The 19,761-nt window shown below is 67.9% G+C and carries 22 protein-coding genes and 5 pseudogenes; 13 read left to right on the forward strand and 14 right to left on the reverse strand.

What is annotated here, in order from left to right; all coding sequences use genetic code 11:
- Window positions 1-3: 3 nt before the first annotated feature.
- From GTY58_RS02635 to GTY58_RS02645, 3 genes and pseudogenes are all read right to left on the reverse strand, one after another.
- The gene (locus GTY58_RS02635) at window positions 4-552 is read right to left on the reverse strand and encodes a transposase (RefSeq protein ID WP_010981917.1); all 549 of its coding nucleotides are present in this window, start codon (window positions 550-552) and stop codon (window positions 4-6) included.
- Window positions 549-1,087 (reverse strand): annotated as a pseudogene (locus GTY58_RS02640) (winged helix-turn-helix domain-containing protein). Before GTY58_RS02640 ends, GTY58_RS02635 begins: the two are co-directional and overlap by 4 nt.
- A gap of 61 nt (window positions 1,088-1,148) precedes the next feature.
- The gene (locus GTY58_RS02645) at window positions 1,149-1,472 is read right to left on the reverse strand and encodes a hypothetical protein (protein WP_010981919.1); all 324 of its coding nucleotides are present in this window, start codon (window positions 1,470-1,472) and stop codon (window positions 1,149-1,151) included.
- A gap of 130 nt (window positions 1,473-1,602) precedes the next feature.
- On the opposite strand from GTY58_RS02645, the gene GTY58_RS41240 reads away from it, so the two are divergent.
- Window positions 1,603-1,737, forward strand: coding sequence for a hypothetical protein (locus GTY58_RS41240; RefSeq protein ID WP_255253765.1), 135 nt, complete (start codon window positions 1,603-1,605; stop codon window positions 1,735-1,737).
- A gap of 277 nt (window positions 1,738-2,014) precedes the next feature.
- Here the strand turns inward: GTY58_RS41240 and GTY58_RS02650 are convergent, their stop codons facing one another.
- Window positions 2,015-2,836: a class I SAM-dependent methyltransferase gene (locus tag GTY58_RS02650; protein WP_010981922.1), complete on the reverse strand. Its 822-nt coding sequence runs from the start codon at window positions 2,834-2,836 to the stop codon at window positions 2,015-2,017.
- A gap of 604 nt (window positions 2,837-3,440) precedes the next feature.
- Here GTY58_RS02650 and GTY58_RS02655 point away from each other — a divergent pair.
- On the forward strand, window positions 3,441-3,668 hold the full coding sequence (locus tag GTY58_RS02655; RefSeq protein ID WP_010981924.1) for a hypothetical protein: 228 nt from the start codon (window positions 3,441-3,443) through the stop codon (window positions 3,666-3,668).
- Window positions 3,669-4,575: 907 nt separating this feature from the next.
- Here the strand turns inward: GTY58_RS02655 and GTY58_RS02660 are convergent.
- Window positions 4,576-5,259 carry a TetR/AcrR family transcriptional regulator C-terminal domain-containing protein gene (locus GTY58_RS02660; protein ID WP_010981926.1) on the reverse strand — a complete coding sequence of 228 codons (684 nt, stop codon included), beginning with the start codon at window positions 5,257-5,259 and terminating at the stop codon, window positions 4,576-4,578.
- 119 nt (window positions 5,260-5,378) lie between these two features.
- On the opposite strand from GTY58_RS02660, the gene GTY58_RS02665 reads away from it, so the two are divergent.
- Window positions 5,379-6,098, forward strand: a complete 720-nt coding sequence (locus GTY58_RS02665) for a DUF4386 domain-containing protein (protein WP_010981927.1) — start codon at window positions 5,379-5,381, stop codon at window positions 6,096-6,098.
- A 304-nt stretch (window positions 6,099-6,402) separates the two neighbouring features.
- A pseudogene (locus GTY58_RS40250) lies at window positions 6,403-6,987 on the forward strand (transposase); the annotation flags it as partial.
- 141 nt (window positions 6,988-7,128) lie between these two features.
- Here GTY58_RS40250 and GTY58_RS02675 read toward each other — a convergent pair.
- Complete coding sequence (locus GTY58_RS02675; protein WP_010981929.1) at window positions 7,129-7,515, reverse strand: helix-turn-helix domain-containing protein; 387 nt, start codon at window positions 7,513-7,515, stop codon at window positions 7,129-7,131.
- A gap of 27 nt (window positions 7,516-7,542) precedes the next feature.
- Between GTY58_RS02675 and GTY58_RS02680 the strand changes: the two genes are divergently transcribed.
- Window positions 7,543-8,454: an enoyl-CoA hydratase/isomerase family protein gene (locus GTY58_RS02680; protein WP_237528706.1), complete on the forward strand. Its 912-nt coding sequence runs from the start codon at window positions 7,543-7,545 to the stop codon at window positions 8,452-8,454.
- A 274-nt stretch (window positions 8,455-8,728) separates the two neighbouring features.
- A pseudogene (locus tag GTY58_RS41515) lies at window positions 8,729-8,875 on the forward strand (DUF6221 family protein); the annotation flags it as partial.
- A gap of 375 nt (window positions 8,876-9,250) precedes the next feature.
- On the opposite strand, the gene GTY58_RS02690 reads toward GTY58_RS41515, so the two are convergent.
- A complete protein-coding gene (locus GTY58_RS02690; RefSeq protein ID WP_010981931.1) occupies window positions 9,251-9,586 on the reverse strand; it encodes a hypothetical protein in 336 nt (111 codons plus the stop codon).
- Between the two features lie 617 nt (window positions 9,587-10,203).
- Window positions 10,204-11,019, reverse strand: coding sequence for a hypothetical protein (locus GTY58_RS02695; protein ID WP_010981932.1), 816 nt, complete (start codon window positions 11,017-11,019; stop codon window positions 10,204-10,206).
- A 521-nt stretch (window positions 11,020-11,540) separates the two neighbouring features.
- Here GTY58_RS02695 and GTY58_RS02700 point away from each other — a divergent pair.
- The 3 genes from GTY58_RS02700 (at window position 11,541) to GTY58_RS02710 (ending at window position 13,290) form a co-directional block, all read left to right on the forward strand.
- Window positions 11,541-12,020, forward strand: coding sequence for a diadenosine tetraphosphate hydrolase (locus GTY58_RS02700; protein ID WP_010981934.1), 480 nt, complete (start codon window positions 11,541-11,543; stop codon window positions 12,018-12,020).
- Window positions 12,021-12,586: 566 nt separating this feature from the next.
- Window positions 12,587-12,811, forward strand: a complete 225-nt coding sequence (locus GTY58_RS41245) for a tyrosine-type recombinase/integrase (protein ID WP_010981935.1) — start codon at window positions 12,587-12,589, stop codon at window positions 12,809-12,811.
- Entirely contained in the window at window positions 12,808-13,290 is a 483-nt protein-coding gene (locus GTY58_RS02710; RefSeq protein ID WP_010981936.1) for an integrase, read from the forward strand. The genes GTY58_RS41245 and GTY58_RS02710 overlap by 4 nt, the downstream gene beginning before the upstream one ends.
- On the opposite strand, the gene GTY58_RS02715 is transcribed toward GTY58_RS02710, so the two are convergent.
- A complete protein-coding gene (locus tag GTY58_RS02715) occupies window positions 13,278-13,925 on the reverse strand; it encodes a hypothetical protein (RefSeq protein WP_010981937.1) in 648 nt (215 codons plus the stop codon). The genes GTY58_RS02710 and GTY58_RS02715 overlap by 13 nt on opposite strands.
- 11 nt (window positions 13,926-13,936) lie before the next feature.
- Between GTY58_RS02715 and GTY58_RS39375 the strand changes: the two genes are divergently transcribed.
- Window positions 13,937-14,200, forward strand: coding sequence for a hypothetical protein (locus GTY58_RS39375; protein WP_010981938.1), 264 nt, complete (start codon window positions 13,937-13,939; stop codon window positions 14,198-14,200).
- Between the two features lie 151 nt (window positions 14,201-14,351).
- On the opposite strand, the gene GTY58_RS02720 is transcribed toward GTY58_RS39375, so the two are convergent.
- Together GTY58_RS02720 and GTY58_RS02725 are read right to left on the reverse strand one after the other, a co-directional pair.
- Window positions 14,352-15,209 (reverse strand): hypothetical protein, encoded by an 858-nt coding sequence (locus GTY58_RS02720; protein WP_010981939.1) that lies wholly within the window; start codon window positions 15,207-15,209, stop codon window positions 14,352-14,354.
- 210 nt (window positions 15,210-15,419) lie between these two features.
- Window positions 15,420-15,752, reverse strand: a complete 333-nt coding sequence (locus GTY58_RS02725; protein ID WP_037651843.1) for a hypothetical protein — start codon at window positions 15,750-15,752, stop codon at window positions 15,420-15,422.
- 202 nt (window positions 15,753-15,954) lie between these two features.
- Here GTY58_RS02725 and GTY58_RS02730 point away from each other — a divergent pair, with 202 nt between their 5' ends.
- The 3 genes and pseudogenes from GTY58_RS02730 to GTY58_RS40260 all read left to right on the forward strand — a co-directional run.
- Window positions 15,955-16,332, forward strand: coding sequence for a DUF4440 domain-containing protein (locus tag GTY58_RS02730; RefSeq protein ID WP_037651841.1), 378 nt, complete (start codon window positions 15,955-15,957; stop codon window positions 16,330-16,332).
- A 91-nt stretch (window positions 16,333-16,423) separates the two neighbouring features.
- Entirely contained in the window at window positions 16,424-16,699 is a 276-nt protein-coding gene (locus tag GTY58_RS02735) for a hypothetical protein (RefSeq protein ID WP_037651839.1), read from the forward strand.
- 145 nt (window positions 16,700-16,844) lie between these two features.
- Window positions 16,845-16,998: pseudogene (locus GTY58_RS40260) on the forward strand (IS5/IS1182 family transposase); the annotation flags it as partial.
- A 105-nt stretch (window positions 16,999-17,103) separates the two neighbouring features.
- Here GTY58_RS40260 and infA read toward each other — a convergent pair.
- The 3 genes and pseudogenes from infA to GTY58_RS02755 form a co-directional block, all read right to left on the reverse strand.
- A complete protein-coding gene (gene infA / locus GTY58_RS02740) occupies window positions 17,104-17,328 on the reverse strand; it encodes a translation initiation factor IF-1 (RefSeq protein ID WP_010981942.1) in 225 nt (74 codons plus the stop codon).
- Window positions 17,325-18,117, reverse strand: a pseudogene (locus tag GTY58_RS02745) (GNAT family N-acetyltransferase). Before GTY58_RS02745 ends, infA begins: the two are co-directional and overlap by 4 nt.
- A 744-nt stretch (window positions 18,118-18,861) precedes the next feature.
- Window positions 18,862-19,491 (reverse strand): antibiotic biosynthesis monooxygenase, encoded by a 630-nt coding sequence (locus GTY58_RS02755; protein WP_037651834.1) that lies wholly within the window; start codon window positions 19,489-19,491, stop codon window positions 18,862-18,864.
- Window positions 19,492-19,761 lie beyond the last annotated feature (270 nt).

The following is a 19,761-nucleotide window of genomic DNA, read 5'->3' on the forward strand; positions in this document are numbered from 1 at the left end:
TCGTTACTGAGCTTGTTGGCGTTTTGTCGTCAAGGTGAGGCCGGTTTCGGCGAGGCATCCGTCGATGAGGTTGTTGCGGTACTGGATCTGGCGGAGGCCGTGCCGGAGGGCGCGCATCAGGTGGCCGGGGTCGGTGAAGGCGGTGTTGGCCTGGCTGCTGCGTCGCAGCAGTGACCAGACGCCTTCAACGGGGTTGAGGTCGGGGGCATAGGTCGGCAGGAAGAAGCAGTTGATCCAGTCGTGGGCGTTGATGAACTCCCGCAGCCGGCGGTCCTTGTGAACGTTCAGGTTGTCCCACCCGAGCACGATCGGGGCGCCGAGCTGCTGGTGGGCGGCGATGAGCAGGTCGCGGTAGTCGGTCCAGGCGAAACTGCGCCGACCGCCTCGCTTGTGGTCCACGTGCCGTTTGGACCGGTAGACCAGGCGTGAGCGCTCGCCCTGTTTGTAGCAGGCCAGAGCGGCGATCGAGATGCGGCGCTGGGAGCGTCCCCGCACCCGGATGACAGGTGTGTGCCCGCGCCTGGCCCAGGTGCGGGAGGTGGGCGGCGTCATCGAGAAACCGGCCTCGTCTTCGAAGCAGAGCCAGGCCCCGAGCGCCGCCACGGTGTTTCCACCTGGGGCCAGGTCTCCTTCACCCAGCCCGTGACGGTTTCCTCGTTGCGCTCCACCGCTCGGCGGGCCGGGACCTGGTGGCTGAAGCCGTGCCGGTGCAGCATCTGCGCGATGGCCGACAGCGTCATGCTCTTATGGAACCGACGCCCGATCAGCGTCTTGATCCGCGACAGCGTCCAGGTCTGGTCCGGCCAGCCGTGCGCCACCGGCCCCTTGCCCAGCTCCTGCTCCAGTACCGTGAACAACTTCTCGCTCAGCTTGGGCAGCGACACCGGCCCCGCCGACCGAAGACCGTCCGTCCCCGCGTCCTGCCAGCCCCGGCGCCACCGCTGAACGAGCGCACACTCATCCGTAAGTCCTTGGCGACCTCCGCGTTGGAGGCGCCGGCGCCGAACCGTTCGGCGGCCTCCATCCGGATCCGCTCACGAAACGCCTGCCGTTCAGGCGTCATCCCACCACCCTGCGGATACCTCATACAAACGGCATACCGCGAAGGTCACACGCCGTCAGCCCCCAACGACAACACGCCAACAAGCTCAGTAGCAGTCATCAGGTGTGGCGAGGTGGTTCATCCCATCCTCTTCTCGGTAGGCGATGTAGCCGGTGCTCTTGGCCGTGCCCGAGAACTGGATGTAGAAATCGGATCCGTCCGACACGTCTGTGGCGGCCAGTGCCCACTGTTTCGCCCTGGCAGTACTCCACGCGTTGCACGATCCGGTGGCCTTGAAGCAGGTCCTGACCGAACGGGTTGCGTTGACCTTCAGGTTGATGTCCTCGCAGTCCCGGGTGGTTGTGGCGTAGTAGCCCGTGGCGGGCCAATGTGCGTTGCCGCCGCCGCTACCCGGCGTGCCGTCGTACAAGAACGCGGTGTCAAGGCAGGCCGCCCGGCGGAGCCTGCCCGGCTCACCGTCGACGCCCTGGAGGTGCTGGCGACCGCACCGGCGCGGGCATTGCAGGAGATGGTCCTCGACAGGTACGCACGACTACGTCGTGGTGTTCGACGCCGACACCGACGCCGTGCCCGTCTTCACCGCCCTCGGGCGGTGGGTCGGCATGGCGGAAAGCTCCGGCACCATCGGCACGCTGACCGAGATCCACGAGCGCGTGAACGGCGGTGACGCGTAATGGCCACGACCACCGCGTAGTTTCACACCGTCCTGGAGCGGTTCCCCGCCGGAGGCCCCCGAGGTGGCGTGCGGAAGAGTACGCCGCCGACCAACACGCCCAGGGCACGGACGCCCGGGTGGTGGTGGACCTCGGCAGCGACCAGTTCCTCGTGGTCACCGACATCACTCGCCGGTAGCACCATCCCGAGCACCGCGGCCCGGCTTCCCCGGCCGGGCGCGGCGCTCCGCCGTTTGCTCACCACCGAGCAGGAGGCACCTCGTGCACCCTGAGGTCTCTAACGCAGTCGCGCTGTTGCGAGGTGGATTTTGAAGGCGCAGGGGACGTGTCCCTCTGACGTCGTCATATCCCTCACCTCGGCAAAAAAGGCTTCTCGCAACCGATCCAAAGTCGCGCGATCGAGCGGGCCAAGATCATAAAGACTGGAAACAGCAGCCCATACCTGCTCCCCTGGTGCGCTCAGATCGATAGGAACGGTCTCCCAGTCAACCGCTGTGAAGCCTGCTGGCCCGAGGACTTCATCAAGCCCCTCGCGACTGCGTGTTCTTTTGTCTCCCAGTGCCGGGATGCGCTGCGAGGCCGGCGTCTCCTCGATCGTGCACCGCAGCAGGGCGAGGAATCGTTCGTAGGCCTCGCCGCCTACAGCCCCACCTCCCACTACGCATGCCAGTACCCCTCCGGGAGACAGCACTCGGGCAACCTCAGATGCGACTTGCTCGATCTCGCTCATCAGCATCAGTGCCATGTGGGAGACGCAGGCGTCGAAGCTGTCGTCGGCGAAGGGAAGCTCTTGAGCCCGGCCCTCTTCCAGCTTCGCTTCGGAAAGCGCCGGTCGACGGCGTGCCAGCGCCAGAGAGTGCGGAGACAGGTCCACCCCGGCGAGTTGTCTCCCGGACCTTCGGGCCAGGAACTCGAGCAGTAGGCCATCGCCACAGCCGAGGTCCAGCACGCGCATGCTTCCGGCTACCCGATCGCACAAGATCTCATAGCTGGACCGGCCGTCTGGAGCATGGCCACGGCCGAACGCTTCCGCGGTCACCGCCGGGTACTCCGCGTGGAATGCCTGGAGAAATGCTTCTTGCGATGCAGTAGTCGTCACTCCCCCAACCTACGGCGCAGGCTTTTCGCCCGGCCGTCCTCAGTCCGGAAGTGTGCAAGCGGCCTCACGGAACTCCGTGCCCGAACGCTCCAGGCGCCGCGGCCGAGGTCGAAGTCCAGCACCTGCACGTCCACCCGGCGCGTGCTCAACGAGCCCGGCAACACCAGCACCGGACTGAGCGCATAACCACCACGGCCCCCCACGAGAGCGAGATCAGCGAACACCGGCAGGAGCACCGCGCCGCCCTCGCCACCCGCTGACCCACACATCGTGCCCCGGACCCGCCCCTTCGGGCCGGGGCACGCCCCCATGCCTGCGGGGCGGCCGTCGACAGAGAATCCGGCCGTCCCGCAGCCCCCGCCGACACCATCACTCCCTCGAAGGGAGCCCCTTCATGACGGACAGACCACCCAACTCACGTGCCTGCGAACCAGGGTGCTGGCCACCGCGTACAGCAGCAGCGACTGCTGGACCCAGCGCACGGCTTCCTCACCGACCAGGCCGTGGCAGCGCTCGCCAGCCGTGACCCTGCCGCAGCCGAGCCCTCGCCGCGTCCCTGCTGGTCCCGGAGACGCTCCACAACATCCAGATCCTGGGCGCGGCCGTGGAAGCCGGAATTGACACCAGAACCTGGGAGGAACGCCACGAGGAGATCCGGACCTACGCCCGCGACGCCTATGAACTGCCCCCGCAGTTCGACCCGGCAACCGAGGTCAATCGGATCCGGGCGTACCTCTACGACAACTACCCCCAGATCGCCGCCGCCCTGGCCGTCTTCCTTCATGAGATGCCGCCCACCTGGCGCGAGGACCTGTTTCACCATCTGCCCTGACTCTCCACCGCCCGCCGGACGGCCTCTGAGCTCCCCGGACCGGAGACAGCGCCATACGACCCGCTGGACTGAAAGAACTGCCCGGCCCGGGCCGAAGCACAGGGACCAATGCCGCTACCACCGCGGCGCCTTCGCCAGCACGGAGTACCAGCGCGCCCCGATCCAGACGGCCTTGACCGACCACATGGCCAAAGACCAGCTCCAGCAGCGCCACGCCGAACTCGAGGCGAGCGCTGCCCGGACACCGACTGCTGACGCGAGCGCCTCCTCACCCCGTGTCGCCCGGGGCAGCCGTCGCCCCTGGGTCCGGCCGCCCCTTCGTCCCAACCCAGCCTCAGGAACAGGACACCCCCGCTGCGGCCGCTTTCGCCCATGTCCCTTGGCTGGAGAGTGAAGGAGAAGGGACGGGGCGGGATGGGCGACGCCAGACCATCCGCCGCATGGGCAGCTGCCATAGCCAGGCTGCTCAGCCGGTCACTCGGTGCGGCTCCCCTATCAGGCCGCTGATTACTGACCACGCGAACACGCCGGTCCACGTCCGCACCGTGGTCGCCGGGTGGTTGGGTTCCCACCTCTCCTCGTAGTGAAGCTCGTCGCTGCTGAGAGCCCTCCCCGCCCTGCAGCTCCCGCTCGACCTGGTTGATGCAGGCCGTGACGTCCGCGTGGGCGGCGGGGCCGTGAAGGCCACGCCACCGAGCGCGAGGGGCCGGCCGGCGAGGACACTTGCGATCCGGATGGACGTACGCATGGGACGCACCTGCTCTCCGGGATCGTCGCGCGGGCCGGGAGCTGAGTGTTGCCGGAGCATGGGAACGGCGCCGGGCGCACGCGGGCCCGCGCGCAACCACTGGCCCCGGGTCGGCTGGGTTTCCCTCCCCCTTCGACGCTAGATCAGCCCCCGCACCCGCTACGTCTTCCGCGCGGACGTCCAGCCCTGGCGGCGGAGGCTTTCGAAGCCGTCCAGGAGGAGGTCCAGGGCGAATTCGAACTCGAACTGGTCGTCGCAGCCGCCACCGACCGTGGAGCCCCCGTCGTGTGCGGCCGTCGCGGCCAGTTCCGCGATGTGCGGGTAGCGCGCCGCCAGCCCGGGGTCCGGCGGGCCGGAGGGGCCTGAGGTGTCGAACAGTTCCTGGCTGAAGCCGAGCAGGCGGCTGCCCATCGCGTGCATGACGTGGTGCGTGAGGTCGGCGGAGAGGCCGCCGTCCCGGAAGCTCCCGGCCATCGAGTCCAGGTACGCCAGCACGGCCGGGGTGGGGCCGGTCCGCGACTCGATGACCCGGGCCGCCCAGGGGTGGCGCAGCAAGACCCGCCGGGCCGAGAGGATCCGCCCGCGGACCACGCGCTGCCAGTCGGGGCCCGCGGCTGGCGGGTCGATCTCGCCGACGACGGCGTCGGCCATGCCGTCGAGCAGCTCCTCCTTGTTGGCCACGTGCTTGTAGAGGGCCATCGGTACGACGTCCAGCTCCTGCGCGAGCCTGCGCATGCTGAGCGCGTCGATGCCGGTGGCGTCGGCGAGCGCGACGGCGGCGCGCAGGACGCGGTCCCTGTTCAGGGGGATCCGTTGCGTGTGCGTGGCTTCCTGCCGGGTCATTCCGGTTCGGCCCCTTCCCTCCTCGACAGCGCCCTCTCCTTGACGAGTGTACGCCGTACACCTATGGTCGCTGCCAGGTGTACGGCGTACACCACCACCGAGCGAGGGGTACCGAAAAGATGAGTCCGGACCGGAGAACCGCGGTGGCCGCCGGGTCGCTGTTCCTGCTGACCGAGGCCGCCGCGATAGCCGGGGCGGTTCTGTACCGCCCGCTGCTGGGCGCGGCGGACGGCCGGCTCGCGCAGGGCGCCGACACGCGGGCGCTGCTCGGGGTGCTCTGCGAGGTGGTGCTGGTGGCGGCGGTGGCCGGTACCGGGGCGGCGCTGTTCCCCGTCCTACGACGCCACGGCGAGGGGCTCGCGCTCGGGTACGCCTTCGGGCGGCTGCTGGAGGCGGCCGTCATCGCCCTCGGGATCGTCGCCGTCCTGGCGCTCGTCACCCTGCGGCGGGACGCGGGGGCGGCGGCCGGCGCCGACGTCGCGCTGGCGGCCGTGCACGACTGGACGTTCCTGCTCGGGCCCAACATCGCCCTCGGCCTGAACACCGTCCTGCTTGCGTACCTGGCGTACCGCGCACGGCTCGTGCCGCGCTTCATCGCTGTGCTCGGGCTGGTCGGCGGGCCGCTGATCTGCGCCTCGGCCGTCGCCGTGATGTTCGGGGCTTACGCGCAGCTCTCCGTGGCGGGGTCGGCCGCCGCACTCCCGGTGTTCGCCTGGGAGCTGGGGCTGGCCGGGTGGCTGATCGTCAGGGGGTTCGGGCCCGGCTCAGGCGCCACGTCCCAGGCAGACGGAGAGGTGGCTGATCCGGTATGTGTGTCGGTGAGGCCGACCCGAGCTTGACGGCGGTGCTGTCCGGGGCGACGCGCCAGCGCTGCCCTGCCGGGACCGTGTAGGCGGGGTGTGGCGGCGACGGCGTTGCGGAGCTTCATGCGGGGATGCATCCCTTCCGAAGATGATCAAGAGGTCACTGCGGGGCCGACCCCAGGAGGGCCGCGAGCGGCGAATCGATCCGCCGCGGGCCGTCGGCACAGCGCGTCCTCTCATCACCACTCGTTCGGGTCAGATCCGCCGGAAGCGCCGCCGGGCGGGATCGAGGCCACGATTCCGGTCCCCGCGGACCGTGTCCGCAACCGGCTGGGGCCCGACCGTGCAGGTCTCCGACAGCCACGGCACCGCCCGCGCGATGGCCTGATACCGCATTCATCCTCGCCTGACCACCCGCTCCACATGGACCGACCACACCGGCGAACTCCCCCTCATCAAGGGCACGTTGAAATGCCTGGAGGCCGACTTCCTGCCCGGCGGGCACGATCCGCTCCCAGTCTGACTGTGGTCGTCGGCCACGGGGTCGGGACAGGGCATCGATCTGCGCTGGCAGGCGTTCCTCCGCAGATTCGACCTGGAGCAACCGTTCCGGATAATCAAGCAGATGCTGGGCTGGACCCGCCGGAAGCTCCGCACTCCCGAGGCGACGGACCGGTGGACCTGGCTGGTCAACGTCATCGTGGCTCACGCCCAACTGCGCCTCGCCCGGCCGCTGGTCGCGGACCTTCGCCGCCTCTGGGAGAAGCCGGCCGAGCCTGGCCGACTCACTCCCGCCCGGGTCCGCCGGGGGTTCAGGAACCTCCGCCCCGGCTTGCCCTGTCCGGCCCGTGCACCGAAACCCAACCGGCCCGGCCCCGGCCGACCACCCAGCTCGAAGAACCGCCACCCCGCCACCCGCAAGGAGTGGCTGCGGGCGACTCGTAAGGGCGGCTCTTTCTGGTCGGTGCCGCAAACACGCACACCCGTCGCAGGCCAGCTGGGCCCTCTTCGTCCACGTCTCCGCGCTCCACCTACGCATCGACACCATCGAACAGGCGGTCAGGCGTCAGCCCCTGCTGTCGTACGCCCGCTGGCAGTTCTGGATCTCTTTGCTGTGCTCGACGGTCCAGTCGTAGAGATGCCCGAATGGCTCGCGCAGGGACTCGCCCAGCGGTGTGAGGGAGTACTCCACGCCGACGGGTGAGGTCGGCAGCACTTTGCGCCGAATCATGCCGTTCCGCTCGAGGCGGCGCAGTGTCTGGGTAAGGACGCGCTGTGTCACACCCTCCAGGCCGCGCTTCAGCTCATTGAACCGGGTGGGCCGTTCCAGCAGCGCCATGACCATCATCGACCACTTGTCCGCGATCTGGTCAAGGATCGGACGGCTCGGGCAGTCCGCCCGGAAAACGGTTGGTGTTTCGGCGCCAACTGCGTGCAGGTCGGTGTCCTTCATGTGCCTTGGTGCTCCCAAAGTGCGTTCTTGACGATCCGAGCGGCGCCGCCGACGGTAGGTATGCATCGCAAACTTACATGCCTTTTGACAACCTACGGAGCCTTCATGAGAAACGATGCCTACTCGACCCTGCGCGTGAGCAGCGAACACGGCGTCGCACGGATCATCCTCGACAATCCCCCGGTGAACGTGATCGGCGCGACGATGATGCGCGAGCTCCGCACCGTGCTGACCACGCTCGCGGACGATTCATCGGTCCGAGTGATCGTCTTCTCCAGCGCCGACCCGGAATTCTTCCTCGCTCACGTGGACATGCGGATCGGGGAGAAGATGGACGCCCTCCAGGAACTCGCCGCGTCGGCGCCGGCGGACGTCAATGTGTTCCAGGCTGTCGGCGAGCTCATCCGCCACCAGCCCCAGGTAACCATCGTCAAGCTCGCCGGGAAGGCCCGCGGGGGCGGGGCGGAATTCGTAGCCGCAGCGGACATGGCATTCGCCGCCGCCGAGACCGCCGGGCTCGGTCAGATCGAAGCGCTCATGGGCATCATCCCCGGCGGAGGCGGCACGCAGTACCTCCGGGGACGCGTGGGTCGCAACCGCGCGCTGGAGGTGGTCCTCACCGCCGACCTGTTCGATGCCGAGACCGCAGCGTCCTACGGCTGGATCAACCGGGCCCTGCCCGCCGACGAGCTCGACGAGTACGTCGACCGTGTCGCTCGCAATATCGCCGCGCTGCCCGACGGTGTCATCGAAGCAGCCAAGCGCTCGCTGCCCGCCGATGACCTCAAGGAAGGACTCCTGGGTGAGAACGACGCCTGGGCTGCTACGTTCAGCCTGCCGGCCGCTCAGCAGCTGATCAGCGGGGGCCTGAAGGACGGGGCACAGACACCGGCCGGCGAACGCGACCTCGAGGGACTGATGCGCAGCGTCGCGCGCTGATTGTCGGACGTCCACCTGCACACCGATGGCCCCGGCACGGAAACGCGCCGGGGCATCTGGCAGTTCAGGCGTCACCTTGGCACATCACCGCACCGGTCCCACATCCGTCCTGTTTGCCTGTCACTTCAGAGAGTGAGTGACGTGGATGATCTCGTGCGGTGGCTTCGCGACCAGCTCGAGGACGACACGCGGGTGGCCGAGGCTGCCACGCCTGGCCCCTGGAGCGACTGCGGCGGGTACGTGACCGACGGCCCCGGCGCGCTGCGTTGTGCAGGTGACTGCCTATGGCACTCAGAACGAGGAGGACGCCAGGCTTCGAGGGCAGGCCGACTCTTCTCACATCGCTCGTCATGATCCGGCGCGGGTCCTGCGCGAGATCGAGGCGAAGCGCAAGCTGGTCGACGATTACGCCGAGGTAACCGCGAATGACGTCGACGAGCCCGGCTGGGCGAACGCGTTCGGCCACACGGTACGTCTAGGCTTTTCTGAACATTTGCGAATATGTGGAACACCCTGCCGGCGGCCACTTCGCCGCCTGGGAACAGCCCGAGGCTTACGTCGACGACGTACACCGTGCGGTCAAGCTGGGCGGCTGAAACGGAGCTTGCGGATGCTCCACAACCGCAACGCCGTGCGCCCGGAACGGCCCATGGCGTGGCAGCCGACACCATGAACGTTCGTGGTCACAGCCGGCTCGGCCGGGATCCCCCGGTCACCGGCAGGTCGTACGCGGTGAGTTCTCCGCCGACCGGGACGTAGTTGCCCGCCAGCTGGGGCCGGGCCTGTTGCACGGAGATCATCGGGCACCGGCCTTGGCCTGGACGCGGGAGACATAGCGGACAGTGAAGATCATAGGGACGGCGAAGCCGACGACCTGGATGAGCATGGCGAGGGTCGAGTGGGCGTTCCCGGCGTGCGCCATGAAGGCGAGCACGACAGCGGTCAGGGTGAAGGCCGCGGTCCAGACGGCGGTGATGATGACGTTGGTCTGGATGAACGGCTTGAGTCCCCAGGCCTCGCGCGGGGTGGTGCGCTTGACAATGCCCAACGTGAACGGCTTGCCGATGGCCAGCGAGACCCTGGCGATGACCGCCAGTGTGCCCGCCGACAGCGCCGCCGAGTAGTCGTGCACACCGAGTCCGGGTTGGCCAAGGCGATGACGGCCGGCACGGCGAAGAAGACCGCGGAGCCGAGCTCGATGATCAGCGCGTCGAATCCGGCACCTGCCCGTATCTGCTGGACGATCACGGCCACTGCAACCACCAGGGCCGGGCGTTCGCGAGGGCGGCGGCCAGGTCCGCCGACATTCCTACTCGCAACGCAATCCCTCGGACCGGACAGCAGAGAGCGCCGAGACCGCACAAAGTGACCGTCACACCCGCACACCCTCCGGGGATCCATCCCTCCGTGCCCACAGCATGTCCATTCAGAGCGGATGACCACGGTCAACAGCGGTGCGAGCCGCCTCGCAGGGCTTTCCCGGGAGACGGTATCTATGCAGGTCAGATGCCGCGTCGCCGTACGAGCGCCGTCGCTTCCCAAGCCGAGAGCGCAGTTTTGGGGCCTCTCGTGCCCTGCCAGATTCGGTCAGGCCGACCGTGCCTCAAAACATGCTTGAGCGTCTTGCCGTCCTTCTGGACCATGCCCTTGGGGTGGATCGGCGGGAGCCAGCCGGACATACAGGCGTCCTGCGGATTGGAGCGGGAGTACGGAGCCCCCGGTGGCGGTCGCTGCCCTGGCCGGGTGTCCTCAGCCGTCGTACCTGCGGGCGACGTAGACAGTGTTGGCCGCGGTCCCGCCCTGAAGCGGATTGTCGAAATTGACCACGTGCGCAGCGGTCTCCGTGAAGGCCTCCGCGAGCACCGAGCCGAACTCCTCATCCGGCGGGTCGTTCGACCACAGCGCGAACACGCCCCCGGGATGGAGTAGTTCGGCCACAGCGGTCAGACCGGCCAGGCGGTAGAGCGCGGCATGGCCGGGGTGCAGCACATGGCGCGGTGAGTGGTCGACGTCCAGCAGGATCGCGTGGAAACGGCGGCCGGGAGTCTCGGGGTCCAGACCGCGCGGAGCCGCACTGGCGCCGCGGGCCGTGCCCCCAGCAGGCACCGGACCGCCCACCTTCGCGCCGTCCGCGGGCACCGGTCTGGCCGCCGCCGCGCTCCCCGCAGCCATCGCGAAGAAGTCCCCGCGCACCAGCCGGCACCGGGGGTCCGACGCCAGTCCCGCGCCCAGCGGTACGAGCCCGCGCCGGTGCCAGTCGATCACCTCGGCCAGGGCGTCGACGACGATCAGCGAGCGCACCCGCGGATCGTCCAGCGCCGTTCGGGCCGTGTAACCGAGGCCGAGTCCGCCCACGGCGACATCGAGCGGGCCGTCGGGCAGCTCCGCCAGGCCGAGCCGGGCCAGCTCCACCTCCCCCGCGGTGAAGAGGCTGGACATCAGGTACTCGTCGCCGAGCTTCACCTCGTACACGTCCTCCCCCGACACGGGGTCCCGCCGACGCCGCAGGCTGATCTCACCCATGAAGGTCGCCCGCCAGTCGATCTCCTCGAAACGCGCGCTCATCCGGTGTCCTTCTCCGCGTCCTTGTCCGCTGCCACGGACGGGTTGGGGTGCGCCGCAGGAAGGTACCGTACGGGCCGGGGCGGGGCCCGATGCCCTGCAGGGTCCCACACGGAGCACTTCTGGCGGGGCGATCACACAACCGCACACCGCCGCATCCAGCAGCGCATCTTGACTTCTAAGGCGGTGCTCACTCTGACGAGTTCAGGGCGAAGAAGAGAAGCCGCCCCGCCTTACTGGGAGCCAGGTGTTTGACATCGCCGCCCCGCTGGGAGCCGCCTCCCGACCGTCCGAGCTGACCACCGTCCGGGATCCCGTTGCACGAGATGGCGCGGGGCGGATCGATCACCGCCGAGTACGGGCTCGAAGTGCTCAACACCGTGATCTATCTGCCGCGCGGCGAGATCTTCCCGATCACCTCGAGCGCTACCTTGTGCAACGGCTTCAGCAGACACCGGGACGGGAGCTTGCAACCACCCTCCCACGTCGGAGCTGGCGCGGTCTGGCGTAGCTAAGTTGGGGCCATGACTGGTGACTGGAGGATGGATCGGATCGGGGCTGCTCTGCGAGGTGAGAACCCGACCGTGCTGCGGCGGCTTGAGTCGGGGTTCGCGGTGATCGGCGACGTTCAGTTCTTGCCGGGTTACTCGGTTCTGCTCGTGGACGAACCAGGTGTTCAGCGGCTGTCTGATCTGCCGAAGGCGAGGCGGCTGTCGTTTCTGTCCGACATGGACCGGCTCGGAGAAGCTGTTGAGCACGTCTGCCAACGCTTGGACCCCGACTTCCGCCGGGTCAACCTGGAGATTCTGGGGAACACCGACCCGTTCTTGCATGCCCACGTCTGGCCGCGGTTCGAGTGGGAGCCGACCGAGCTGGTGGGCAAGCCTGTGTGGCTGTATCCGGGTGACCGGTGGAGTGACGAGGGGTTCAGACTGGGGCCGCAGCATGACGTGCTGCGGGACGGGATCGAGAGCGAACTGGATCGGTTGCGTTCGATGGGCTGATGGCGTGAGCCCGCCGACCGTCAGGTCGGCGGGCTCGGTGATCAGTGACAGTCAGTGGACGACGGTCACTGAGTCCTTCGCAGCGGAACGATGTCGGGGCTGGCGGCGGGGAGGGAAGTGCGGGCGGCTTCGGGGATCGCGAGAAGCCCGACGATGGTGACCGGCTGGTGGCAGTGGGCACAGTTGCGGGTCGCGGTCGGTTCCAGCGGGTCACGTTCCGCGGCCGCTTGCTGACGCGAGAGGGGCCGGCAGAGAGTTTGGGACGGTGCAGGCAGCTCAGGCCACGACGGCAGAGAAGTGGTCTCACCGAGACGACGCATACGGTCTTCGTCTCTTGCCTGGTCGCGGCGGCGTTCGGCGTCTTTGCGGCAGGCCGGGGAACAGTAGATCTGGCGGGTGGTTTTCAGGGCCTCGAACGGGCCGTCGCAGACAAGGCAGACGCGCGCTCCCATTGCCGGTCGACGTCGGCGAAGCTCTGGTCGCCGCCCGGCCTCAACTGTCATCCCCTCACCTGTTCCTGACCTGTCGGGCCCCGCGCGGCCCGATCCGCGCGGACCTGGTGGGCGATGTCGTCGAACGGGCCTGCCTGCGTGCCGGCCTGCCCCCGCGTTGGTCCGCACCGGCTGCGGCACGCGCTGGCCGGCGAGATGCTCCGGCAAGGCGCCGGACTGGCCGCGATCGGCCAAGTGCTTCGACATCAGGACTTGGCCACGACCACGCTCTACGCGAAGGTCGACTTCACCGCCCTGCGTGCGGTCGCACAGCCCTGGCCCAGGACGGAGGCGGCATGACCGTCCTGCGGGAGGCACTGGCCGACTACCTGCGGCTTCGTCGCTCGCTTGGGCACCAGATGGCCGAGACCGCCTGGTTGCTGCCGGACTTCGTTGCCTTCATGGAAGACCGCGGGCAGACCACCGTGACCATCGCGGCCGCGCTGGCATGGGCGAAGAGCCGTGAGGGCGAGGTGGTGACGACGGTGAGCCCGCGCCGGGTCACGGCAGTCCGCGGCTTCGCCCGCCAACTGATCGGCACCGACCCAGACACCGAGGTCCCGCCGCTGGGCCTGCTGCCCTACCGGCAGCGCTGGCGTCCGCCGTTTCTCTACTCCGACGCCGACATCGCCGCAGTGATGGCCGCCACCGATACATTCGACCCGCCACTGAGGGCGGCGACCTACCGAACGCTAATCGGACTACTGGCCGCCACCGGGCTGCGAGTCAGCGAGGCGATCAACCTGGACCGCCCCCAGCCGAAAACTCAGCTCGGGTAGCTGCGAGGAGATTCGTTGCGCAACCTCCAGATCTCCTTCCACTTCCGGGCATGGTCGGCCGCCAACCGCGGGTCAGGCGCTTTGGCCCGCTGTACCGCGAGACTGACCCCGCATTCCCTGCACAGCTGATGGATCCGGTAGGCGCCGTCGTACCAGACGCTGGTGTTGTCCCGGTTTCCGCATACACGGCACGTCAGCGCAGGAGCTTCATCCGGCGGCACTGACGAACGGAGCACCCGCTCGACCACCGCTGGCAGCGGCTCGTCGGGATGAATTGTCGGCTCGGGACAGTAGGCAATGTTCCCCCACTCACGCTGCCAGCCTCGCCAGGACTCGTCTCGTTTCACCTGCCGAAAGCCACGCGCTTTGTCAGCTCGGCGCCTGTTGGCATAGGCACGCTCGTCAGCGAGCCAGAGCTGTCGGGCGTGGTGCAACTCCTCGACGGCACGTATGAGCGAGCTCGGATCCTTCTCCAGATCCTTGGGGATCCCCGCGCTGAGGCAGAGATGGTGATACGTGGCCCGGAAGCCGTAGGGCGCGAAGTGGACGAGGCACGACCGCAAATTCGTATGCCGGGCGCGCGTCGGCAGGTCCTCGTCGTAGACCCGTCTCTGGTGCGTGTTGAAGCTGCTCATCCCAAGACGCTATGCCTTACCACACACGGATCGCACTTCACTTCGACTCAAGGTTTCGGCTCGGCCGTGTTCTTAACGAAAGTGCTGCCAGAACCAAATCCGAATATCGCCATCACCTCCACCTGGCTGCCCCGTACGCCGGCTACTGGTGCCAGTACGTCACCGACTGGGTCGCCGACAAGACCCGCTACCGCCTCACCATCGACCCCACCGCACTCGCCCAACGCCTCGCCGAATGCCCCGACCTGCCCATCACCATCACCCTCGCGCGCTGACCACGAACCTGGCCCGTCGCCACGGGGGAAGGCGACGGGCCAGGCCCACACCACCGTGCCATCCCCGCGTATGGTCCGGGCGGCGTTGGCGCGGCCGGTGAGGGTCCATGGGACAGGCGGCTCGGCGCCGTCACCGGCTCGAGCACTGGGCTCAGGAGCTGATCGGTAGGTCCTTGCGCGCCTGCTCCAGGTCGGTTGCCCAGATCCACAGCCGGTGCTGGGGCGGCACTTGGTGGTAGCCGTACAGGCCGACCTCGGTCAGCGTCCGCAGGTCCACGCACACCCGCTGGTAGGCCTGGGCGATCGCCGCGGCCGGATCGGTCAGCTCCTTGGTGCCGAGCTTGATACATGCCCGGTACTCATATCCCAGCAGCAGGTCCTGCCCGAACTGCGCCCAGGCGCCAAGTTGCTGTGTCCAGGCCGCCTCGGCCTCCTCCAGCAGCAGGTTCAAGTCCTTGGTGGGCGGGATGGAGGGGTAGATGACGAACGTGGCCGCCCAGCCGAGCGCCACCATGTCCAGGTTGAACGTGCGCCGACGGGGGTCGTCGCGGGGCGGCAGCGGATCGGAGGCGCTGCCGGTGAACCAGGGCGCGGTGTAGGCCAGCAGGCGTCCGTTGCCCTCGACGAGCTCGCCGGTGGCGATCACCGCCATCTTGCGCTGGGACCCGTCGGGGTGCGCCAAGCGGCTGGCCACCATGGCCGTGTGCGCCTCGGCCGCCGCCTGGCCCGCCGACTGATGCCGCTGCGCGGCATCAGGGGTGATCCGGGAGACGAGATAGTCACGAAGATCCTGCGGCAGCGCGTCGTAGGTGCCATCCAGCAGTCGCGTCTTGGCACGCTCCAGAGCGGCCTGGGCGGTGGCCGGGGCCCCGCCGTAGTGGCTCTCCGGGGTGTCGATGGACACCATGCGGATCGCCATGGCGATGTTGGGGGTGTCGCCGTCAGTGACGCTCAAGAACCGGTAGTCGTTGGCGGGCCGGCTGGGGCCCACGAAGCCGAGATCGACCACAGCTGCTCTCCCGAAGGTTGGCCCGAGGGACGAGATGATTGGGCACCCGGCACAAACATCACGGCTGATCAGGGACTTTGGTGCGGGCCGACTGCCGGTTCCCTAGCAATTCCTGGCTCCGGCCTCCGCCAAACCTGCGAGCTCGTGTCGTCGAGGTTGTGCTCGTTCGTGACGTCGGCCGGTGATCGATGCAGACGCCGCCGACAGAAATTACCAGCGGAGCAGTTCGCCGTCAGTTGCCCTGTGTTCGGTGGCCGCATCCGTGCCCGTCACGACGTACTGGCCCTTATCAGGGATCTTCGTCTTGTGGTCGTCGCCGTTGACGCTCCAGTGCACAATCACACTCCACTTGCATCGGTGCGCGGTGGTGTAGACCTCGAGGGTGACGCGCTCTGGGTCGGTCTGCGTCACCTTGTACACGGGAGGGTTGATCGGATCGCCACGGTCGTCCGTGAATACGATCTTCAGGGGTTTGGCATCAGCGTGCAGATCTGCCGACCTCTCGGGAACCAGGCTCGTATGCACCCACTCCAGGACGTGCACTCCTACGCTGCTGGGGCCGCACTCCACTTTGGGTTCTAAGTGAGTGTTTGAACTGCGGCTGGCTCTGTTCGCGGGTCTGGGCGGCAGCCAGTGATCACTCGGATGCAGGGGGCTCACGACTCCTGACAGCACCTTGCGCCGTGGATCGCGCCAGGTGATCTATTCGCTGTGCACCGGCGAGAAGCGTCCGTAGGGTTCCGCCATGACCGTCGAGAGCGAGCGTGCAGTGCAAGCAGCCATGGATGCCGAAATGCGGCTCCTTGATCCTGAGGTGCGTGCCTCTCCAGCCCGTGTGTTGGAGCTTCTGGATCCGGAGTTCACTGAGTTCGGCGCGTCGGGACGCCGGTGGGACGTGAACTCCATCCTCACGGTCACGAGCGGCGGAACGGTGTCATCGGAGTCTTTGGTGCAGGTCAGCGAGATGTCCGGGATCGTTCTTGCTCCCGGCGTCGTTCATCTGACGTACTTCGCCGACAACCAGGGGCGTCGGGCCTGGCGAAGCTCCTTGTGGCGTCTGACGGACACGGGCTGGCGCATGTACTTCCACCAGGCGACTCCTGTTGCGTCCGAGGCTGAGTAGGCATGCAGGTCACCGGCGGCGACGGTGTGCGGATCGCCTTCGAGACCGACTGGAGCGTCAGGGCCCCCTTCCAGCATGGATGCGTGCAGCGATGCTGACAGCCGACCCGCATGCGCTGGCAGCGCTGACCGTCGCCCTCGCCGGCCGCGACGGCGTCCTGGGCAAGCTCGCTCAGACAGCAGGGCCAGTACTGCTGCTCGCGGGTGACCGTGACCCCCAGCTCAAGGCGATTCAGGACACCGCTGATCAGATCTCGGGCGCCACCTGCGTCGAACTGCCTGACTGCGGGCACTTCGAGACGTTCCTGCGAATCGATCTCACCTTGCCGGTCATCCGTCCATTTCTCGCGAGGTGCGCGGCTGGTTGAGAGTGGTCGGTCCGGGCTTCCTCATCGGGCCGGTCTTCTTCCAGCCGTCGGGGTGGCCCTTGCGTGTCAGCCTCCTGCTCATGAGGGTGATGAGCGACCAGTTCAGGTGAGCTTCGCTGGCCGGTGGGCGCTGATCGCGCCGCTGCTGCCGCCCTGGCCCGAGAAGCTCCCGGCCCGCGGCCGGTGCCGGACCGGCTGTGCCGGCGGGCATCCTTTACGCGCTGCACAACGACATCGCCTGGCAACTGCTGCCACTGGAGCTGGGGTTCGGCTCGGGCCCGACCTGCTGGCGGCGGCTGGAGCGGTGGCCGCCGCGGCCGTGGGAGCCATCATCGGGGCCCCGGGCACGGAAGCGCCGTGACCGGGGCCCCAGGATCAGCTACCGCGGAAGGTGCCGACCGCCGCTAGTTCCTGTACCGGAACACGATCCGGCCGCGCGTCAGGTCGTACGGCGGGAGCTCCACCAGCACCCGGTCTTCCAGCATGATCTTGATGTAGTTCTTGCGGATCTTCCCGCTGATGTGCGCGAGCACCTGGTGGCCGTTCTCGAGCTCCACGGTGAACATGGCGCTGCGCAGGCACTCGACGACCTTGCCCTCGACTTCGATGACGTTCTTGTTCTTCGTCATCGCACCAGCTCCAGGTTGCTGCTCATCGGCCGGGCGCCGATGTCCTCGAACAGTGCAGAGGCTGCTTGGTTGGACTCGTGGACTTCGGTCCAGGCCGCGGCGAACCCGGAGCGGTGCAGCGTCCCCAGTGCCGTGGGCCAGCAGCGCCCGTGCGATGCCTCGGCGCTGCTCGCCGGCCCGGACCGCGACCAGCCCGATGCGCGGCCGGCTCACCGTCACCACCCGGATCAGACCCAGGTAGCGGTCCGGCGCCGCGGCCACCGCGTACTTCGACGGGTCGACGATGGTGTCGCCTTCGGGGCGGGGAATGACCTCCGCGGGCATCGACTGCCACCCGACGGTCGCCTCGACTTCGTCACGGATCGCGCGGTCCACCGCCCGCAGCAGACTCTCGTCCGCCTGACCGGCGGGCACGATCGTCACGCCCGACGGCAGCAGGACTGCTTCGAGCCCTGTGACCCGCGGGTCGGTCGGCACGACGTACTCCCACTCACGGCGCCGGATCGTGAACCCGGCCCGCCGCCAGCCGGCCGTCAGCTCGACGTCGGATTCGTCGACCACCGTGTACAGCGGCGCCGGCAGTTCCGCCAGCATCGCCTCGGCAAGCCGGTCGAAGGCGGCGTCGTGCCAGGCATCGATACTGACGAACAAGCGTCCGTCGGCCCGGTGCTCCGCATGCCCGCGGCCGACCACCAGGTCGTCATCCAGTGCATGCCATTGCCTGTCCGCGACGCGCGTGATCACCACCGCGTTCTCGCTCAGGCCAGATGTGAAAGGCTTCGTGTTCATCGGAGTCTCCCTTCCAGGAGTGCCTAGATCTCAGGCGCTCCTGGCGACACCGAACGTCAGCCGCCGGACCGTGACGGGTTGAGGGAGCACCCATGGGTAACTGTGTTCACGGGGCTCACCTCCATACGACGACTTCACGGTCCACCACGAAAGTAGCAGCAGGGCGCCGCCTCGCTCAATTCCTTTCCTATGCTCGTAACGCGATCATGATCCGGACTTCTTGAGGCGTCTCCAGCAGATGAGGCGGCAAGCCAACGAGAGGAAGAGGTCGTGGAGTTCGAGATGTCGTTGACGTTGGCAGCGGTCGTGATGACGTGCAGCGGGGTGTCTTTGCCGTCGCAGATCCGGTGGTACTTGCTGCCCGTCCGGGCGCCGCCAGCAGGTCTGCCCGACCCGAACCCAGCTCCAGCTCCAGCTCCAGCTCCAGCTCCAGCGGGAGGAGTTGCCAGGCGATGTCCTGGTGCAGGGCGTACAGGAAGCCCTGCAGACAGAGCCGATCATCCACTGGCCTCGGCCCCGACGACCGCTTCGGCCAGGGCGGCAGCAGCGGTTCGATCAGCGCCCACAAGTCATCGTCCACGATCCACGGCGGAGTCGTCACACCCGCCGAACGATCAGATCGTCACAGCGGCCACGCCCGGCCGGGTACCTCAGCAAGATCCTGTTACGAGCTCGTAGTTGCCCCTTGCCTACATGGCGGATCCGACCACCGGGGTGAACGGCTCGGGAGCGTACGACCCGCGATCAGAACTCGACGACAAGCCGGAAGAGCGCGGGGTCGGCGATGGCGAAGTCAGGGGAGGTGGACAGGCTCTGTTGGAAGCGGGGGTCGTTGTCTGCTGTGCGCCATGCGTCGGGGCTGTCCCAGTGCGCGATGCTGACCAGCTGGAAGCGAGTGTCCGGGACCACCGCACGGTGCAGCCGGTTGTCCCGGAAGCCGGGCGCCTTGGTCATGAGCTCTGCGCGGCCGAGCCAATGCGGCAGGAATTCATCGATCCGCTCGGCGGGCACCTCGAAAGCATTGACGATGGTGATTCCCGGCCCTTCGCCCGAACCGTTTCCCACTGCGAGGAATTCGGCTGCCACCTCATACCAGCCGCCGTTCACGGTGGCGTAGCTGGCCGCAGTGGCTGCCGACGCGGTGAATCCGGGATCCGCCAGCGCCTCGTCCCGGGCTTCGATGCTGTCCCAGTGCGCCACATTGACCAGGCCGAGCCGGGACTCCGGGAACAGTCTGCGGTGCAGCCGCGCATCCCGGAAACCGGGGGCGGCATGGATGAGCCCGACGCGCTCCCGCCAGCGTGCGATGGACTCGTCGATGCGGTCCTCGGGCAGTTCCCACGCGTCGATCAGGGTGATTCCGTTATCGGTCACCGCACCATCGTGAAACCTCAACCAGACTTCAGGTCAAGATGATCTGCACATCGGCGCCGTAGTCGGAGGCCTGGCGGTGCGGGTCTGCCCCAGACCCAGGGGCTGGCACGGGAGTTCAGCTTGCTGGTCGCCTGGGTGGTGGCTTGTTCGATGTCGTCGCGGTTGGCAAATGACCGCCCGGCGAGGGCAGCTTTCGCGGAAGATACGCCACCAGCCTTCCTACAGGTTGAGCCAGCACGCGCCGACAGGGATGGAGGCGTGGTGGAAGCG

Origin of the sequence: Streptomyces sp. SID5469 (assembly GCF_009862865.1) — a bacterium.
Taxonomy (GTDB): Bacteria; Actinomycetota; Actinomycetes; order Streptomycetales; family Streptomycetaceae; genus Streptomyces; species Streptomyces avermitilis.

Coding starts and splice junctions, on each gene's coding strand:
- GTY58_RS02675 (WP_010981929.1), bottom strand. CDS start 7,515: ATGAAGGACACCGACCTGCACGCAGTTGGCGCCGAAACACCAACCGTT.
- GTY58_RS02710 (WP_010981936.1), top strand. CDS start 12,808: ATGACCGTCCTGCGGGAGGCACTGGCCGACTACCTGCGGCTTCGTCGC.
- GTY58_RS39375 (WP_010981938.1), top strand. CDS start 13,937: ATGCCTTACCACACACGGATCGCACTTCACTTCGACTCAAGGTTTCGG.
- GTY58_RS02665 (WP_010981927.1), top strand. CDS start 5,379: ATGAGTCCGGACCGGAGAACCGCGGTGGCCGCCGGGTCGCTGTTCCTG.
- GTY58_RS02730 (WP_037651841.1), top strand. CDS start 15,955: ATGACCGTCGAGAGCGAGCGTGCAGTGCAAGCAGCCATGGATGCCGAA.
- GTY58_RS02700 (WP_010981934.1), top strand. CDS start 11,541: ATGACTGGTGACTGGAGGATGGATCGGATCGGGGCTGCTCTGCGAGGT.
- GTY58_RS41245 (WP_010981935.1), top strand. CDS start 12,587: ATGTCGTCGAACGGGCCTGCCTGCGTGCCGGCCTGCCCCCGCGTTGGT.
- infA (WP_010981942.1), bottom strand. CDS start 17,328: ATGACGAAGAACAAGAACGTCATCGAAGTCGAGGGCAAGGTCGTCGAG.
- GTY58_RS02660 (WP_010981926.1), bottom strand. CDS start 5,259: ATGACCCGGCAGGAAGCCACGCACACGCAACGGATCCCCCTGAACAGG.
- GTY58_RS02735 (WP_037651839.1), top strand. CDS start 16,424: ATGCTGACAGCCGACCCGCATGCGCTGGCAGCGCTGACCGTCGCCCTC.
- GTY58_RS02635 (WP_010981917.1), bottom strand. CDS start 552: ATGACGCCGCCCACCTCCCGCACCTGGGCCAGGCGCGGGCACACACCT.
- GTY58_RS02715 (WP_010981937.1), bottom strand. CDS start 13,925: ATGAGCAGCTTCAACACGCACCAGAGACGGGTCTACGACGAGGACCTG.
- GTY58_RS02695 (WP_010981932.1), bottom strand. CDS start 11,019: ATGAGCGCGCGTTTCGAGGAGATCGACTGGCGGGCGACCTTCATGGGT.